Annotated in this window: 18 protein-coding genes and 1 tRNA gene; 16 read left to right on the top strand and 3 right to left on the bottom strand. The window is 70.0% G+C overall.

Annotated elements, in window-relative coordinates:
* Positions 1 to 232: 232 nt before the first annotated feature.
* Together FH610_RS40285 and FH610_RS40290 are read left to right on the top strand one after the other, a co-directional pair.
* Positions 233 to 784 carry an RNA polymerase sigma factor gene (locus FH610_RS40285; protein WP_139580507.1) on the top strand — a complete coding sequence of 184 codons (552 nt, stop codon included), beginning with the start codon at positions 233 to 235 and terminating at the stop codon, positions 782 to 784.
* Positions 768 to 1,520 (top strand): hypothetical protein, encoded by a 753-nt coding sequence (locus FH610_RS40290; protein WP_139580508.1) that lies wholly within the window; start codon positions 768 to 770, stop codon positions 1,518 to 1,520. Before FH610_RS40285 ends, FH610_RS40290 begins: the two co-directional genes overlap by 17 nt.
* Positions 1,521 to 1,529: 9 nt before the next feature.
* Here FH610_RS40290 and FH610_RS40295 read toward each other — a convergent pair whose 3' ends face one another.
* Complete coding sequence (locus tag FH610_RS40295; RefSeq protein ID WP_139580509.1) at positions 1,530 to 2,549, bottom strand: adenosine deaminase; 1,020 nt, start codon at positions 2,547 to 2,549, stop codon at positions 1,530 to 1,532.
* A gap of 74 nt (positions 2,550 to 2,623) precedes the next feature.
* Between FH610_RS40295 and FH610_RS40300 the strand changes: the two genes are divergently transcribed.
* A complete protein-coding gene (locus FH610_RS40300) occupies positions 2,624 to 3,124 on the top strand; it encodes a SigE family RNA polymerase sigma factor (RefSeq protein ID WP_079319144.1) in 501 nt (166 codons plus the stop codon).
* Complete coding sequence (locus FH610_RS40305; protein WP_139580510.1) at positions 3,121 to 4,119, top strand: PASTA domain-containing protein; 999 nt, start codon at positions 3,121 to 3,123, stop codon at positions 4,117 to 4,119. Before FH610_RS40300 ends, FH610_RS40305 begins: the two co-directional genes overlap by 4 nt.
* Before the next feature lie 193 nt (positions 4,120 to 4,312).
* Here FH610_RS40305 and FH610_RS40310 read toward each other — a convergent pair whose 3' ends face one another.
* The gene (locus FH610_RS40310) at positions 4,313 to 5,518 is read right to left on the bottom strand and encodes a pyridoxal phosphate-dependent aminotransferase (protein ID WP_139580511.1); all 1,206 of its coding nucleotides are present in this window, start codon (positions 5,516 to 5,518) and stop codon (positions 4,313 to 4,315) included.
* Between the two features lie 235 nt (positions 5,519 to 5,753).
* On the opposite strand from FH610_RS40310, the gene FH610_RS40315 reads away from it, so the two are divergent.
* From FH610_RS40315 to FH610_RS40340, 6 genes are all read left to right on the top strand, one after another.
* Positions 5,754 to 5,826 (top strand) — tRNA-Trp (locus FH610_RS40315).
* A 75-nt stretch (positions 5,827 to 5,901) separates the two neighbouring features.
* Positions 5,902 to 6,159 carry a preprotein translocase subunit SecE gene (gene secE / locus FH610_RS40320; RefSeq protein WP_030510284.1) on the top strand — a complete coding sequence of 86 codons (258 nt, stop codon included), beginning with the start codon at positions 5,902 to 5,904 and terminating at the stop codon, positions 6,157 to 6,159.
* Positions 6,160 to 6,214: 55 nt separating this feature from the next.
* Positions 6,215 to 6,988, top strand: a complete 774-nt coding sequence (gene nusG / locus FH610_RS40325; RefSeq protein ID WP_240809483.1) for a transcription termination/antitermination protein NusG — start codon at positions 6,215 to 6,217, stop codon at positions 6,986 to 6,988.
* Positions 6,989 to 7,082: 94 nt separating this feature from the next.
* Positions 7,083 to 7,514, top strand: coding sequence for a 50S ribosomal protein L11 (gene rplK / locus FH610_RS40330; protein ID WP_139580512.1), 432 nt, complete (start codon positions 7,083 to 7,085; stop codon positions 7,512 to 7,514).
* Positions 7,515 to 7,585: 71 nt separating this feature from the next.
* Positions 7,586 to 8,299, top strand: a complete 714-nt coding sequence (gene rplA, locus FH610_RS40335) for a 50S ribosomal protein L1 (protein ID WP_139580513.1) — start codon at positions 7,586 to 7,588, stop codon at positions 8,297 to 8,299.
* A gap of 100 nt (positions 8,300 to 8,399) precedes the next feature.
* Positions 8,400 to 8,897, top strand: coding sequence for a MarR family winged helix-turn-helix transcriptional regulator (locus tag FH610_RS40340; RefSeq protein WP_139580514.1), 498 nt, complete (start codon positions 8,400 to 8,402; stop codon positions 8,895 to 8,897).
* A 7-nt stretch (positions 8,898 to 8,904) separates the two neighbouring features.
* On the opposite strand, the gene FH610_RS40345 is transcribed toward FH610_RS40340, so the two are convergent.
* Positions 8,905 to 10,122, bottom strand: a complete 1,218-nt coding sequence (locus FH610_RS40345; protein ID WP_139580515.1) for an amidohydrolase family protein — start codon at positions 10,120 to 10,122, stop codon at positions 8,905 to 8,907.
* A gap of 189 nt (positions 10,123 to 10,311) precedes the next feature.
* Here FH610_RS40345 and FH610_RS40350 point away from each other — a divergent pair, with 189 nt between their 5' ends.
* From FH610_RS40350 to FH610_RS40375, 6 genes are all read left to right on the top strand, one after another.
* Positions 10,312 to 11,169 carry an SCO4651 family lipoprotein gene (locus FH610_RS40350; protein WP_139580516.1) on the top strand — a complete coding sequence of 286 codons (858 nt, stop codon included), beginning with the start codon at positions 10,312 to 10,314 and terminating at the stop codon, positions 11,167 to 11,169.
* 224 nt (positions 11,170 to 11,393) lie between these two features.
* Positions 11,394 to 11,918: a 50S ribosomal protein L10 gene (rplJ, locus tag FH610_RS40355; protein ID WP_139580517.1), complete on the top strand. Its 525-nt coding sequence runs from the start codon at positions 11,394 to 11,396 to the stop codon at positions 11,916 to 11,918.
* A gap of 78 nt (positions 11,919 to 11,996) precedes the next feature.
* Entirely contained in the window at positions 11,997 to 12,389 is a 393-nt protein-coding gene (gene rplL, locus FH610_RS40360) for a 50S ribosomal protein L7/L12 (RefSeq protein WP_139580518.1), read from the top strand.
* Positions 12,390 to 12,583: 194 nt separating this feature from the next.
* On the top strand, positions 12,584 to 13,072 hold the full coding sequence (locus FH610_RS40365; protein ID WP_139580519.1) for a hypothetical protein: 489 nt from the start codon (positions 12,584 to 12,586) through the stop codon (positions 13,070 to 13,072).
* The gene (locus tag FH610_RS40370) at positions 13,069 to 13,575 is read left to right on the top strand and encodes a hypothetical protein (protein WP_139580520.1); all 507 of its coding nucleotides are present in this window, start codon (positions 13,069 to 13,071) and stop codon (positions 13,573 to 13,575) included. Before FH610_RS40365 ends, FH610_RS40370 begins: the two co-directional genes overlap by 4 nt.
* A gap of 420 nt (positions 13,576 to 13,995) precedes the next feature.
* The coding region (locus tag FH610_RS40375; protein WP_139580521.1) for a hypothetical protein at positions 13,996 to 14,262 on the top strand (267 nt) is incomplete at its 3' end.

Consider the following 14,262-nt stretch of genomic DNA (forward strand, 5'->3'; position numbering starts at 1 on the left):
ATCTGCACGCTGACGGTCGTGGAAAGTGTAGTGCCCGACCCATCGGCGGGCGTCCGCTTCGCCGGAGGGGCCGCCGACGGGAGCTTCGGGCGCCACCGTTGTTTCGGCAGGACCGGCGGCACTGTGAATCTTTCCGCGGCACCGTTCTTTCGGATCTTTTGGCGGGCGCTGTGGACGGGATGCCCGCCTGATCGTAGGCTTCACCTCCGTCCCGACCCCCGATTGCCCCTTTATGGACGACGACGAGGCAGTGACCCGCGCCCTGGCCGGTGACCTTGACGCCTACGAGGTGCTGGTCACCCGATACAGCGCGGTCGCCCACCGTACGGCGAGCCTGCTCGGGGCGGCCGACGAGGCGGAGGACGTCGTCCAGGAGGCGTTCGTCAAGGCGTTCCGTCACCTCAAGGGCTTCCGCCGGGGTTCGTCCTTCCGCCCCTGGCTGCTGCGCATCGTGGCCAACGAGACCCACGACCTCACCCGGTCGCGTGGCCGCCGCTCCGACCTCGCCGTACGGCTGGGCCGCGAGCGGGAGCCGTACGGACCCGGGGACCCCGAGGACCCGGAGGGCGCGGCCGTGGACGCCGACGGCAGGAGCCGCCTGCTGGAGGCCGTACGCGCGCTGCCCGGCGGGGAACGCGAAGCCGTGGTCTGCCGGTATTTCCTGCAGTTGTCCGAGGCGGAGACGGCCGAGGTCCTCGGCGTGCGGCTCGGCACGGTCAAGTCGCGGACGTTCCGGGCCCTGCGGCGCCTGCGGGAGGAGGTGGGCCGTGAGCACTTCGGATGACAACGATCCGATCGCACCGGAGGACCTCGAGGCGCGGCTCCGGGCCCTCGGCGAGGGGCTGGCCGTGCCCCCCGTGCCGCCTCCCGCCGACGTGGCGCGTGCCGTACGCGCCCGCATCGAGGACAGCGGGGCCGACGACAGGGCACGACGGCGGTGGGCCGCGTGGCGGCCGTCGCCGCGCGTCGCGGCAGCGGCGGTGGCGGTGCTGATGGCCGTGCTGCTCGGGGCCACCCCGCAGGGCCGGGCCGCGGTCGTGTCGGTGCTGCGCTTCGCGGGCGTCGAGATCCACGTGGGCGGCGCCGGACCGCTGCCGACGGGAGCGCCGAGCCCGTTGCCCGGCGAGCGCCGGGTGACGCTGGAGGAGGCGCGGCGGACCGCCCGTTTCGCGGTCGCCGTGCCGTCCGCGCTCGGCGAGCCGTCCGACGTCCGCCTCGCCGACGGTGGCCGCGTGGTGACACTCCTGTGGCCGGGCGTCCGGCTCGACGAGTTCGACGGCACGCTGGGCGTCGTCTGGCACAAGGAACTCGGAGAACCGTTCCCGGAGCAGGTGGGCGTCGTCGGCGGATGGTGGATCCCGCGGTCTCACGGCGTGTCGTACGTGCCCGCGGGCGGCGGCGCGCCGCGCGAGGAGCGGGTGGCCGGGCCGACGCTCATCTGGCAGCACAAGCTGGTCGGGCTGCGGCTGGAGGGGCCGGACCGCGCCGAGGCGCTGCGGATCGCCTCCTCGGTCCGATGAACCGGAGACTCACTCGGGGGAGGCGAGCCAGGCGTCGATCTCGCTCAGCAACTCCTTCTTGACCGCGTGGGGCGCCGTCGACGACCGGATCGACTGCCGGGCGAGTTCGGCGATCTCCGCGTCGCCGAAGCCGTAGGCGTCCCGCGCGAGCTCGTACTGCGGCAGCAGCCGGGCGCCGAACAACAGCGGGTCGTCGGCGCCGAGGGCGATCGGCACCCCGGCCTCGAACAGCCGCCGCAGTGGCACGTCCTCGGGGCGTTCCGCCACCCCGAGGCCCACGTTGGACAGCGGGCACACCTCGCAGGTGATCTGCCGGTCGGCCAGCCGCTCCATCAGGCGAGGCGACTCGGCCGCGCGCACGCCGTGGCCGATCCGGTCGGCGCCCAGGTCGTCGAGGCATTCGGCGACGCTCTCCGCGCCCAGCAACTCGCCGCCGTGCGGCACGGCGAGCAGCCCCGCACCCCTGGCGATCCGGAAGGCGTGCTCGAAGTCCCTGGCCCGGCCGCGCCGCTCGTCGTTGGACAGGCCGAAGCCCACCACGCCCTTGCCCTCGTACCTGGCCGCCAGGCGGGCCAGCGTCCTGGCGTCGAGCGTGTGCCTGATGCGGTTGGCGGCCACGATCACCGCCATGCCGATCCCGGCCTGCCTGGCCGCCTTCTCCGTCGCGTCGAGGACGAGTTCGAGTGTCTCGGTCAGCCCGCCGAAACGCTGGGCGTACCCGGACGGGTCGACCTGGATCTCCAGCCAGCGCGACCCCTCCCGGGCCTCGTCCTCGGCGGCCTCACGCAGCAGCCGGTAGACGTCCTCGGGCCGGCGCAGCACCGACCGCGCGATGTCGTACAACCGCTGGAACCGGAACCAGCCGCGCTCGTCGGTCGCCCGCAGTTTCGGCGGCCAGTCCTCCACCAGCGCGTCGGGGAGGTGGACGCCCTGCTCCCGGGCGAGCTCGATCAGCGTCGAATGCCGCATCGAGCCGGTGAAGTGCAGGTGCAGATGTGCCTTGGGGAGCGTGTCTAGTGGACGTGCCATCTCCATATGTTGCCGCATGTCGCTCTCAACCCGTCGCCGGGTTGGCGCGTTGGGGAGGGACGAAAGGGGAGCTCATGACCGAAGAAGACGAGGCGGCCTTCGACGAGTTCCTGGCCGCGCGCAGCACCGCCCTCCTGCGCACCGCGATCCTGGTCTGCGGCGCCTCGGCGTCCGACGCCGAGGACATGGTCCAGAACGCGCTGGAGAAGGTCTACCGGCACTGGCCGCGCATCCGGCACGACAACCCCGAGGCGTACGCGCGCCGGGTCGTGGTGAACGGCGCGATCAGCAAGGCCAGGCGGCGCAAGGTGCTCCAGGAGATCACCTTCGCCCAGCCGCCGGAGACACCCGTGGAGTCGCCCGACCTCGGCCTGCGGGACGTGCTCGTCACCGAACTCAGGAAGCTGCCGGCCCGGATGCGGGCCGTACTGGTCCTGCGCTACTGGGAGGACTTGTCGGAGGCCGAGACCGCGGCGCTGCTCGGCTGCTCCGTCGGCACCGTCAAGAGCCAGGCCGCCCGCGGTCTGGCACGCGTGCGCGCACGCATGGAAAACCTGGAAGGAGCGTCCGCATGAACGTCGAAGAGGCACTGAGGGATGCCATGGCCGCTCAGGTCGCCGGCGTGCACGCGTCGCCGTCGCTGGGCCAGGCCGTGCGGCGGCGCAGCCGTCGCCACGTCGTCAGGTTTCGTACGGCGGGGGCGGCCGTGCTCACAGCGGCGGTCGCCGTGGGCGTGCCCGTGGCGTTGACCGCCCGGCCCGACGCCGCCCCGGCCGGCGGCAGCCTCGCCGGGACCGGCGCCACCGGCCCGGGAGTCCCGGCCGCGTCCGCGGTTTCCTCCGGCGACACGGTCGCCACGCCGGAAGGGGTCGTCCCCGACGTGGTCGGCAAGAGCGCCGCGGAGGTCAACGCCCTCCTGAAGGAGGCGGGCTACACGGTGCGCGTGACGAAGGTCGTCACCGACGAGGCCCCGGCGGGGACGGTCTTCGCCCAGATGCCGCAGCCGGGGACGGCCGCTCCCGCCGGGGCGGCGGTCACGATCACGATCGCCACAACGGCCGGCCCGACCCCCTCCGACACGGAGGGCACGCAGGACCCGCAGATGCCCCAGGACCTCGGCGACCTCGGGGACGGCAGGACGCTCGGCGGCGTGCACGTCGGCTACCTGCCCGAAGGGCTTGAATGGGGCAAGTGGTCCGGCAAGGACGGGTTCGGCAAGCGGAGCTACACCACGAGCTGGGTGGAGCCCGGGCTCGAACCCGGCATGTACAGCGTCCAGATGATCGTCTATCGGAAGGACGCCGCGAGCGTGCTGGCCAAGCGCATGCAGGGCTACGCCGCGCAGGGCGCCGAGCCGGTCGAGGCCGGCGGCAGGAAGGCCTACCTGGTCAGCCTGTCGGAGGGCGGCGACCGGATCCTGGACGGCGGCACCCGGACGATCGTGTGGACCCTCGCTCCCGGCGTCGGGGTCGAGGTCATGATCAGCCCTGATTACGCGGCCAAGCTCGGCAAGGCGGCGGCCGACAGGGAGCTCAAGAAGATCGCCGCCGGAGTCGCCCTCGACAAGTGACCCCGTCCCGTTCCGCGCCTCCGCGTCCCCGGCGGGCCCGGAGGCGCGGCCGTACCGGGTCGACCCGACCGCCGCAGTGGGTCATCTTCGTACTGCTTTCGACAGGTCGTCGGCATGACGAAGGCCCGGTCCCACGTGGTGGGGACCGGGCCGTCGTGCCGGGTTCGCGAGGTCCTGGCGGCCTCGATGACGCTCAGTGCGCCTCGGCCAGGAGCTTGGTCACCCGGCTGACGCCCTCGACCAGGTCGTCGTCGCCCAGCGCGTACGACAGGCGGAAGTAGCCCGGGGTGCCGAACGCCTCGCCGGGCACCAGCGCGACCTCGGCCTCCTCCAGGATGAGCTCGGCCAGCTCGGCCGAGGTCTGCGGGCGCCTGCCGCGGATCTCCTTGCCCAGCAGCGCCTTGACCGACGGGTAGGCGTAGAACGCGCCGAACGGCTCGGGGCAGACCACGCCGGGGATCTCGTTGAGCATCCGGACCATGGTCTGACGGCGCCGGTCGAACGCCGCGCGCATCTGGGCGACGGCCGACAGGTCGCCGGAGACGGCCGCGAGCGCGGCGGCCTGGGCGACGTTGGAGACGTTCGAGGTGGCGTGGGACTGCAGGTTCGTCGCCGCCTTGACCACGTCGGACGGGCCGATCAGCCAGCCCACCCGCCAGCCGGTCATCGCGTACGTCTTGGCCACGCCGTTCAGCACGACGACCCGGTCGCGCAGCTCGGGCACGGCGGTGGCGATGCTGGAGAACTCCGCCTCGCCGTAGACCAGGTGCTCGTAGATCTCGTCGGTCACGACCCACAGGCCCTTGTCCAGCGCCCAGCGGCCGATCTCCTCGACCTGGGCGGGGGAGTAGACGGCCCCCGTCGGGTTGGACGGCGAGACGAACAGCAGGACCTTGGTGCGGTCGGTCAGCTTCTCCTCGAGCTGCTCGACCGAGGCCAGGTAGCCGGTCGTCTCGTCGGTGACCACGTCGACCTGGACGCCGCCCGCGAGCTTGATCGCCTCCGGGTACGTCGTCCAGTAGGGCGCCACGACCAGGACCTCGTCGCCGGGGTCGAGCAGCGTGGCGAACGCCTCGTAGACCGCCTGCTTGCCGCCGTTCGTCACCAGGATCTGGGCGGCCTCGACCTGGAACCCGCTGTCGCGCAACGTCTTGTCGGCGATCGCCTGCTTGAGCTCGGGCAGGCCCCCGGCCGGCGTGTACTTGTGGAACCTGGGGTTCCGGCACGCCTCGACGGCCGCCTCGACGATGTAGTCGGGCGTGGGGAAGTCGGGCTCGCCGGCGCCGAAGCCGATGACCGGGCGACCGGCCGCCTTCATCGCCTTGGCCTTGGCGTCCACGGCCAGAGTCGCGGACTCGGAGATCGCGGATATGCGTGCGGAGATGCGAGGTCGGGTCATGCCTCCATCGTTCCAGACGCGCCGCGCGGTTTCGTCTCCATATCCAGGATGCGGACGGGTTCGCACGGTAGCTTTAGACCGCACAGGAACGGCACCCGGGCCGCCTCCGGGCGGTGCGGCGACCATGTGGTTCGACGGAGTGGTGAATCCCGCGTACACTTCACCGACTAGTGGGCCACGTGAACGCCACGACGGACGCTTCGACGCGTTTCTCGGGTATCGTGGTGCACGGCTTAGGGCACTAGCGCAATTGGTAGCGCACCGGTCTCCAAAACCGGCGGTTGGGGGTTCGAGTCCCTCGTGCCCTGCGGAGTGCGGTCCGCGCAACAATGGCGTGAAAGCGCGCCGCAACTGCGACGGACACGACGGATCAGGTGAGGACTGTGGCGATCGATACCCGCGGTGAAACCGCTGGCAAGCCAGGCAAGCCGACCAGTGAGAAGAAGGCAAAGCGCACCTCGCCCGCTCTGTTCTACCGGCAGGTCGTCGCCGAGTTGCGCAAGGTCATCTGGCCCCGGCGCAATGACCTGATCTCGTACACGGTAGTTGTCCTGGTCTTCGTTGTGATCATGGTTGGGCTCGTGTTCGGGATCGATACGCTGCTGGGTAAGGCAGTGCTCTGGCTCTTCGGCGGATCCTGATCCCGCCCGAGACGTCGCAGCACGTCAAGACACCAAGCGAAGAAGGAAGAGTCCCGTGTCCGAGTCCCCGATGCCGGCCGACCGCTCCCATGACGAGCATGACGAGTGGGGCACCGAGCAGGACGAGGCCGTAGCAGAGGTCGAGGAGACCACGGTCGCCGACTCAGACGGCGGTGACGGCGGCGAAGACTCGGCCGAGGCCGCCGCGCAGGTCGACGAGGACGGCGACGTCCTCCCGGAGGTCGACCCGGTCGAGGAGTTCAAGCGTCAGCTTCGCGGTCAGTTCGGCGAGTGGTACGTCATTCACTCGTACGCCGGTTACGAGAACCGCGTGAAGCAGAACATCGAGAGCCGTATCGGGTCGCTCAACATGGAGGACTTCATCTTCCAGGTCGAGGTGCCGACCCACACGATCACGGAGTTCAAGGGCGGCAAGAAGACTCCGATCAAGGAGCGCGTGCTTCCCGGTTACGTTCTGGTCCGGATGGACCTGACCGACGAGTCCTGGGCCGCGGTGCGCAACACGCCCGGTGTGACCGGCTTCGTCGGCCTGTCCAACAAGCCGAGCCCGCTGAACCTCGACGAGGTCGCCAAGCTGCTCGCCCCGGAGCCTTCCGAGGAAGTCAAGAAGGCCACGGCCAAGACGACCACCGCGACCGTCGACTTCGAGGTCGGCGAGTCCGTCACGGTCATGGACGGGCCGTTCGCCACGCTGCCGGCCACGGTCAGCGAGATCAGCGCCGAGTCGCAGAAGCTCAAGGTCCTCGTCTCGATCTTCGGTCGAGAGACCCCGGTCGAGCTGTCGTTCAACCAGGTCTCGAAGATCTGACCGCCTCGCGTAGACTCGATAGCCGTCCTCACGCACGCCCTGTTTCGGCGTGCCTGTGAGGCTTTTGTAGGACCAAGGACCCGGAGAAGGACAAATGCCTCCAAAGAAGAAAGTCGCGGCACTGGTGAAGGTCCAGCTTCCCGCTGGACAGGCCACCCCCGCGCCGCCGGTCGGTACCGCGCTCGGTCCGCACGGCGTCAACATCATGGACTTCGTCAAGCAGTACAACGCGGCGACGGAGGCCCAGCGGGGCAACATCATCCCCGTCGAGATCACCATCTTCGAAGACCGCTCCTTCACCTTCATCACGAAGACGCCGCCGGCGCCCGAGCTGATCAAGAAGGCCGCCGGTCTGCAGAAGGGCAGCGCGAACCCGCACAAGGACAAGGTGGGCAAGCTGACTCGCGAGCAGCTTCGCCAGATCGCCGAGACCAAGATGCAGGACCTCAACGCGAACGACGTCGAGGCCGCCGAGAAGATCATCGCCGGCACCGCCCGCTCCATGGGCATCACCATCGCCGACTGACTCTCAGCCTCATCAAACGCAGTGGGAGGGCTGGCGCAGGCCCGGACCACGATCTCCACGAGGAGCATGAAGTGAAGCGCAGCAAGAGCTGGAAGAACGCGGCGGCCGAGGTCGACCGCGCGGCCCTGTACAACCCGCTCGAGGGCGTACGGCTGGCCAAGAAGACGGCGACCACGAAGTTCGACGCGACCGTCGAGGTCGCCCTGCGGCTGGGCGTCGACCCGCGCAAGGCCGACCAGATGGTCCGCGGCACCGTCAACCTCCCGCACGGCACCGGCAAGACCGCCCGGGTCCTGGTCTTCGCGACCGGTGACCGTGCCGAGGAGGCCCGCGCGGCCGGCGCCGACATCGTCGGCTCCGACGAGCTGATCGACGAGGTGTCCAAGGGCCGTCTCGACTTCGACGCGGTCGTCGCCACCCCGGACATGATGGGCAAGGTCGGCCGTCTGGGCCGCGTGCTCGGCCCCCGCGGCCTCATGCCGAACCCGAAGACCGGCACCGTCACGCCCGCCGTGGCCAAGGCCGTCACCGACATCAAGGGCGGAAAGATCGAGTTCCGGGTCGACCGGCACGCGAACCTGCACTTCATCATCGGCAAGGCGTCCTTCGACGACCGTCAGCTCGTGGAGAACTACGCCGCGGCGCTGGACGAGGTGCTGCGTCTCAAGCCGTCGGCGGCCAAGGGCCGTTACCTCAAGAAGGTCACCTTCACCACGTCCATGGGCCCGGGCATCCCGGTCGACCCGAACGTGACGCGGGCGATGACCGCCGAGATCGACGCCTGAGCCGTCACCCAGGCCGATAACGACGACGGAAGCCCCCGCCCTTTCCGGGCGGGGGCTTCCGCGCGTCTGCCGATAATCAGACGGCGAATAAACTCGGCCCGTGACCGAAGAGCGCAGGGATTCCGTCGATCACATCCTCGACCAGTGGCGGCGCGAGCGGCCCGACCTGGACCTGTCGGCCATGGGGGTCTTCGGCCGCGTCGCCCAGGTGGCCCGGGTGGTCGAGGGCCGGGTCGAGGAGGTCCTCAACCGGCACGGCCTGCGCTCGGGGGACTTCGACGTGCTGGCCGCGCTGCGCCGTTCCGGCCCGCCGTACACGCTGATCCCGTCCGAGCTGTCGGACATGGTGATGATGTCGCGTGCCGGCATGACCAGCCGGCTCGACCGGCTGGAGGCCGCCGGACTGGTCGAGCGCAGTCTCGACCCGGCCGACCGGCGCAGCTTCAAGATCACGTTGTCGGAGAAGGGGCACGAGGTCATCGACGCGACGCTCACCGACCACGCGGCGAACCTCGCCCGGCTCGCGTCGGGGCTGGCCCCGAAGGACGCCGTGACGCTCGACCGGTTGCTGCGCGATCTCCTGACCGCCCTCGCGTAGGCCGCACTCAGGCCCGGCTCTGCCGCACGCCGCGGCGCCAGACCTCGCGGAGGGCGCGCGTGGCGGTGATGTCGCGAGTCGGATCGCCGTCCACCAGCAGCAGGTCCGCGCGCAGGCCCGGCGCGATCCGTCCCCGATCGTGCAACGCGAACAGCCGTGCGGGGACGGCGGTGGCCGCGGCGAGCGCCTCCTCACAGGTGAGGCCCGCCTCGGTGAGCAGCGCCAGTTCGCGGTGCATGCTCACGCCGTGCGGCGGAGCGAGGAAGTTGGCGTCGGTGCCCGCCACGACGGCCGCGCCCGCGGCGTGCAGCGCCCGGGCCGCGCCGAGGGCGTTGGCGAGGCCCCGCGGGTGCACCGGGACCGCCCCGGGATCCCTGCGGGCGGTCCCGGCCGACCCCTCCGGCAGGCGTGACGCGATGCGCTCGTCCTCGAAGACCTCCGCAGCGCCCTCGCCTCCGTTGATCACTTCGATGTAGCTGAGCGTGCTGACCACGAAGACGCCCTGCCGCACGATGCGCGCGGCCAGTTCGGCCACGGACGGATCCTCGGGCCCGAGGTCGTGGAAGACGTGGGCGAGCGCGTCGACGCCCGCGTCGAGGGCGATGGCGGCCTCCCGGGCGGTGGCGATGTGCGCGACGGCCATGAGCCCCGCCGCGTGCCCGGCCTCGACCAGGGCGGCCACGACGCCGGGGGACAGGACGGGCAGGTCCAGCCCGGCGGTGGAGCCGTCGTCAATCACGATCTTCAGGTAGTCGGCGCCCTCGGCCAGCCGCGCCTCGACGAACGCCGCGGCCTCGCCCGCGTCCGCGATCGTGTCGAAGGGGCCCACGGCGTCGCCCAGGTGCGACAGTCCGGCCGCCTCGGCCGCCATGATCTGGCTGGGGTGCCCTCCCGGCGCGGTCGCGAGCACTCCCGAGCTGCGCAGGTCGGCGACGTCGTCGCGGTCCGCCGCGAGCCGCCGCTGCCTGGCCAGGTTGGACGGCAGGCAGAACATGTCGAGCTCGGTGGTCACCCCGAAGGTCAGCGCTTGGGCGAGCATGCCGTCGGAGACGTGCGTGTGGGCGTCGAGCAGTCCGGGGAGCAGGGTCCCGCCCGAGCCGTCGATCTCGGCGTCGGCCCGCCCTCCGTCCCACTCCGCGATCCGGTCGTCCTCGATCAGCACGTCTGCCCGGGGAATGGCGCGCTCCCCGTCGAACACCCGCACGTCCTTGATCAGCGTACGCATGGCTCTCCTTCACCGTCCGCTTTTCGTTTCGCGTCAGATAGTACGGAGCCTAACTATCAGGAGGCAAACAAGAGCGATGTGGAGGTTTTGTGCACAGCTCATGGGGGTTTGCACCGGAGCGGCGCGCCGATGGCGTTAGGCGCATAGGGTCAAGGGCAGGTAAAGGGGGACACCGAAGGGATGGACACAATGCGACGACTACTGGTGGCCGCCGGGGCGGTGGCCGCGATCACGGTCGCGGGATGCGGGACGACCGCGACTCCGTCTCTCCAGAACGCACAGCTCTCGGCGGCCGAGGTCATCCAGCAGACCGCGCAGAAGGCCGACGACGTCAACACCTATGCCGCGGACCTCGTGGTGAACGTCACCGACGCCAAGGGCGGTCAGGGAGGGGTCGTTCAGGGCACCATGCTCTACCAGAAGACCCCGCAGATCGCCTCGGACATCAACCTCAGCCAGGTGGCGTTCAACGGGCAGAGCGTGCCCGGCGGCGTGCGGGTGATCCTCCAGGGCGACGTGGCGTACGTGAAGCTCGACATGCTCAAGACCCTGGTGGGCGCCACCAAGCCGTGGATCAGGCTCGACCTGAAGCAGCTCGGCTCGCAGGCCGGCGTGAACATCGACCAGTACCTCGCCCAGGCCCAGCAGTTCGACCTGAAGACGAGCGTCGCCATGCTCACGGCGTCCAAGGACGTCAAGTCCGTGGGCAGCGAGCAGGTCGGCGGGGTGGACACCACCCACTACTCGGGCTCGTTCCCGGTGGACGAGGCGGTCAAGCAGCTTCCCGAGGACCAGCGTGGCCGCATGCAGGGCGAACTCGCGAACGCCAAGGACGTCAAGTTCGACGCCTGGATCGACGCCCAGGGCCTGCCGCGCAAGGTCGAGCTGAACGGCGGCAAGCCGGACGCCGGGACGTTCAAGGCCACGGCGATGTTCAAGTCGTTCAACGAGCCGGTCTCGATCGAGGCGCCGGCCGCCGACCAGGTCGGTGAGCTGCCGCAGACGCTGCCGCACACGACGCAGCAGTCGCCCGGCACCGGAAGCTGATTTGGCGTCCTGCCGGTTGACAACGTAGTCTGTCTCCTGCCGAAGACCGCCGGTCGTCACCGGGCGTGCAGCCCAGTGACCGAAGGATCCACGTGAGTGGACGGCCCGCGTAGGTGTGGAGACGCTTGAGGACGTTCGACGTCCGTCCAAGCCCCGTGCGCCTGCGCCGGGGCTTGTCTGTTTTTCTGAGGGCCTTCGCCGGCGGCACATCTGGAAGGAGGCCCATGGCGAAGGCGGAGAAGAGCGTCGCGATCGCCGAGCTCAAGAGTGAGTTCGAGGGATCCAGCGCCGCCGTTCTGACCGAATACCGCGGTCTCACCGTCGCTCAGCTCAAGCAGCTGCGCGTCTCTCTCGGTGGGAATGCGAAGTTCGCCGTGGCGAAGAACACGCTTACCAAGATCGCGGCCAACAACGCCGGGATCACCGTCCTGGACGACCTGTTCCAGGGTCCGACCGCCATCGCGTTCGTCAAGGGCGACGTCGTGGAGGCGGCCAAGGGTCTGCGTGACTTCGCCAAGGCCAACCCCCTCCTGGTGATCAAGGGTGGTGTCGTCGACGGCAAGTCGATGAGCCCCGACGAGATCACGAAGCTTGCCGACCTTGAGTCCCGCGAGGTGCTCCTCGCGAAGCTGGCCGGCGCACTGAAGGCCAAGCAGTCCCAGGCTGCCGCCACCTTCGCCGCGCTGCCCACCACGATGGCTCGACTGGCCGAGGCTCTGCGCGCCAAGCGCGAAGAGGCCGGCGAGTAGGTCCGCGCAGCGGACGGGGGAAGCGCGCACCGCGGTCCCTTTTCACGTTTTTTGCTAGATCCACTGGAGGAACACATCATGGCGAAGCTCAGCACCGACGAGCTGCTCGAGACCTTCAAGGAGATGACCCTCCTTGAGCTGTCCGAGTTCGTGAAGGTCTTCGAGGAGACCTTCGACGTCAAGGCCGCCGCTCCGGTCGCCGTCGCCGCCGCGGGCGTCCCCGGCGCTCCGGCCGCCGCCGAGGAGGCCGAGGAGCAGGACGAGTTCGACGTCATCCTCGAGGCCGCCGGCGACAAGAAGATCCAGGTCATCAAGGAGATCCGCGCCCTGACGAGCCTGGGCCTCAAGGAGGCCAAGGACCTCGTGGACGGCGCTCCGAAGCCGGTCTTCGACGGCAAGGTCAACAAGGAGCAGGCCGAGAAGGCGAAGGCTGCCCTCGAGGGCGCCGGCGCCACCGTCACCGTCAAGTAAGACGGTCTCGTAACACGCTTCACCGAAGGGGCGGGTCCATCCAGGTGCCGGATGGGACCGCCCCTTTCGCGTGCCCGGACCCCGTACGGAATCCAGACCCTATGGGCAGGGCGAGCCCGTTGATCTATCGTGCGGAAGTAAGATCCGCGCGACGTGAACGGGCCGAGACGACCGGGTGCTCAGGAGGTGCGGGAATGCGGCGCGCGCTGACCGTCGGGCTCGTCCTCCTCGTGGCCGCGCTCGCCCTGGCGGTCCACTCTCTCGCCCGGGCCCGTACGGAGGCCCTCGCGGCGGCGCAGGACCGCGAGATGGCCGTGCGGGCCGCCGCGGCGCACGCCGTGAGCCTCATGTCGATCGACCACCGCCGCATCGACGACGACATCAAACGCGCCCTGGCGACCTCCGCGGGCCCGGAACGGGCGCAGTACGCCGCCGGGCAGGCGGCCCTGAGGGCCGCCACGCTGAAGAACAAGGCCGTCCAGACGGGCGTCCTGCGGGCCTCCGCGCTCGCCTCCCTCGACGGCGACCGGCGCACGGCACAGGTGCTGATCGTCGGCGATGCGGTGATCCATTGGGAGGACGGCAGGAAGGCTCCTCCGGAGGAGCGCTTCTTCCGCTGGCGCATGGACGTCACGAAGGCCTCGGGCCTGTGGCTGGTCTCGCGGGCGGAGCTGGTGCAGTGAGGCGCCTGCTGCGGGCGCTGGCGGTCCTCGTGGCGGCCGGGCTGGCCGTCGCCGCCGTGTGGCTGCTGCTCGACCTGCGCCGCATCCAGGCCGCCGAGAGTGCGTCCAGGGAGGCCCTCTCGGCCGCCCGATCCTACGCCCCGGACATGTTGTCGTACGACTACCGTACGATCGACCGGGACATGCTGAGGGCGGGCGCGCACGCCACCGGGCAGCTGGCGGAGCACTACCGGACGCTCGCGGCGACGCTCGGGCCGCAGGCGCGCGAGCGGCGGACGGTGCAACACGCGGTGGTGGCCGCCGCCGGCGTGGAGTCGGCGACACCGGAAGAGGTCCGGGTGCTGCTGTTCGTGAACATGGTCACGACGCGGTCGGGCCCGGGTCAGGAGGAGCCGAAGCAGCAGGTCAGCCAGGGGAGGGCGCGCCTGGTCATGGTGACGCAGGGCGACGGCTGGCGGGCCTCCCGGCTGTCCACGCTCCTGGGTGACACGCCCGTTCCCTGAGCCCGAGGCTAAATTGTTAGCAAAGAAGACGTTTAGGCCGTGCCAGTGGCTGGGTATCCAGGGCATGGCGGCGTCGACCGACGGTCAGCGTTGGCCCGTTCGCGTGACTGAGCGTTACCCGTCTCCGGTCCCGGGTAGGGACTGGATCCCCGGCGCTCGCTCGGTCCCGAGGGCGGAAAAACCCAGCGTGACGCCTGTCGGTTAGGCGAAATGTCGGCCCTCGGGCTTGACGTTTCGGCGCTGACGGGTGATGCTGCCACCAACGTGGAGCGCAGAGCGATAGCGGAGTGGACAGGTGTATGCCGATCGGCTACACTGCCCCTTTGCGCTGCCCTTTGACGACCGTCTCTCTGAGTAACTCTTAGTCCTGGTCGTCTGGCGTGCGTGTAGTCAGTCCGCGAGCCCTCGGAAGGACATCTGTTGGCAGCCTCGCGCAACGCCTCCGCCGTACCCGCTGGTCCCCGAACCGTGTCGTTCGCACGAATCGAGGAGCCGCTCGAAGTACCCGACCTTCTCGCCCTGCAGACCGAGTCCTTTGATTGGCTGCTCGGGAACGAGAAATGGAAGGGCCGGGTTGAGGCGGCTCGCCAGGCCGGGCGCAAGGACGTCCCGGCCCAGTCGGGTCTCGAAGAGATCTTCGAGGAGATCAGTCCCATCGAGGACTTCTCCGGAACCATGTCCCTGTCG

Source organism: Microbispora catharanthi (assembly GCF_006334915.2).
GTDB lineage: Bacteria > Actinomycetota > Actinomycetes > Streptosporangiales > Streptosporangiaceae > Microbispora > Microbispora catharanthi.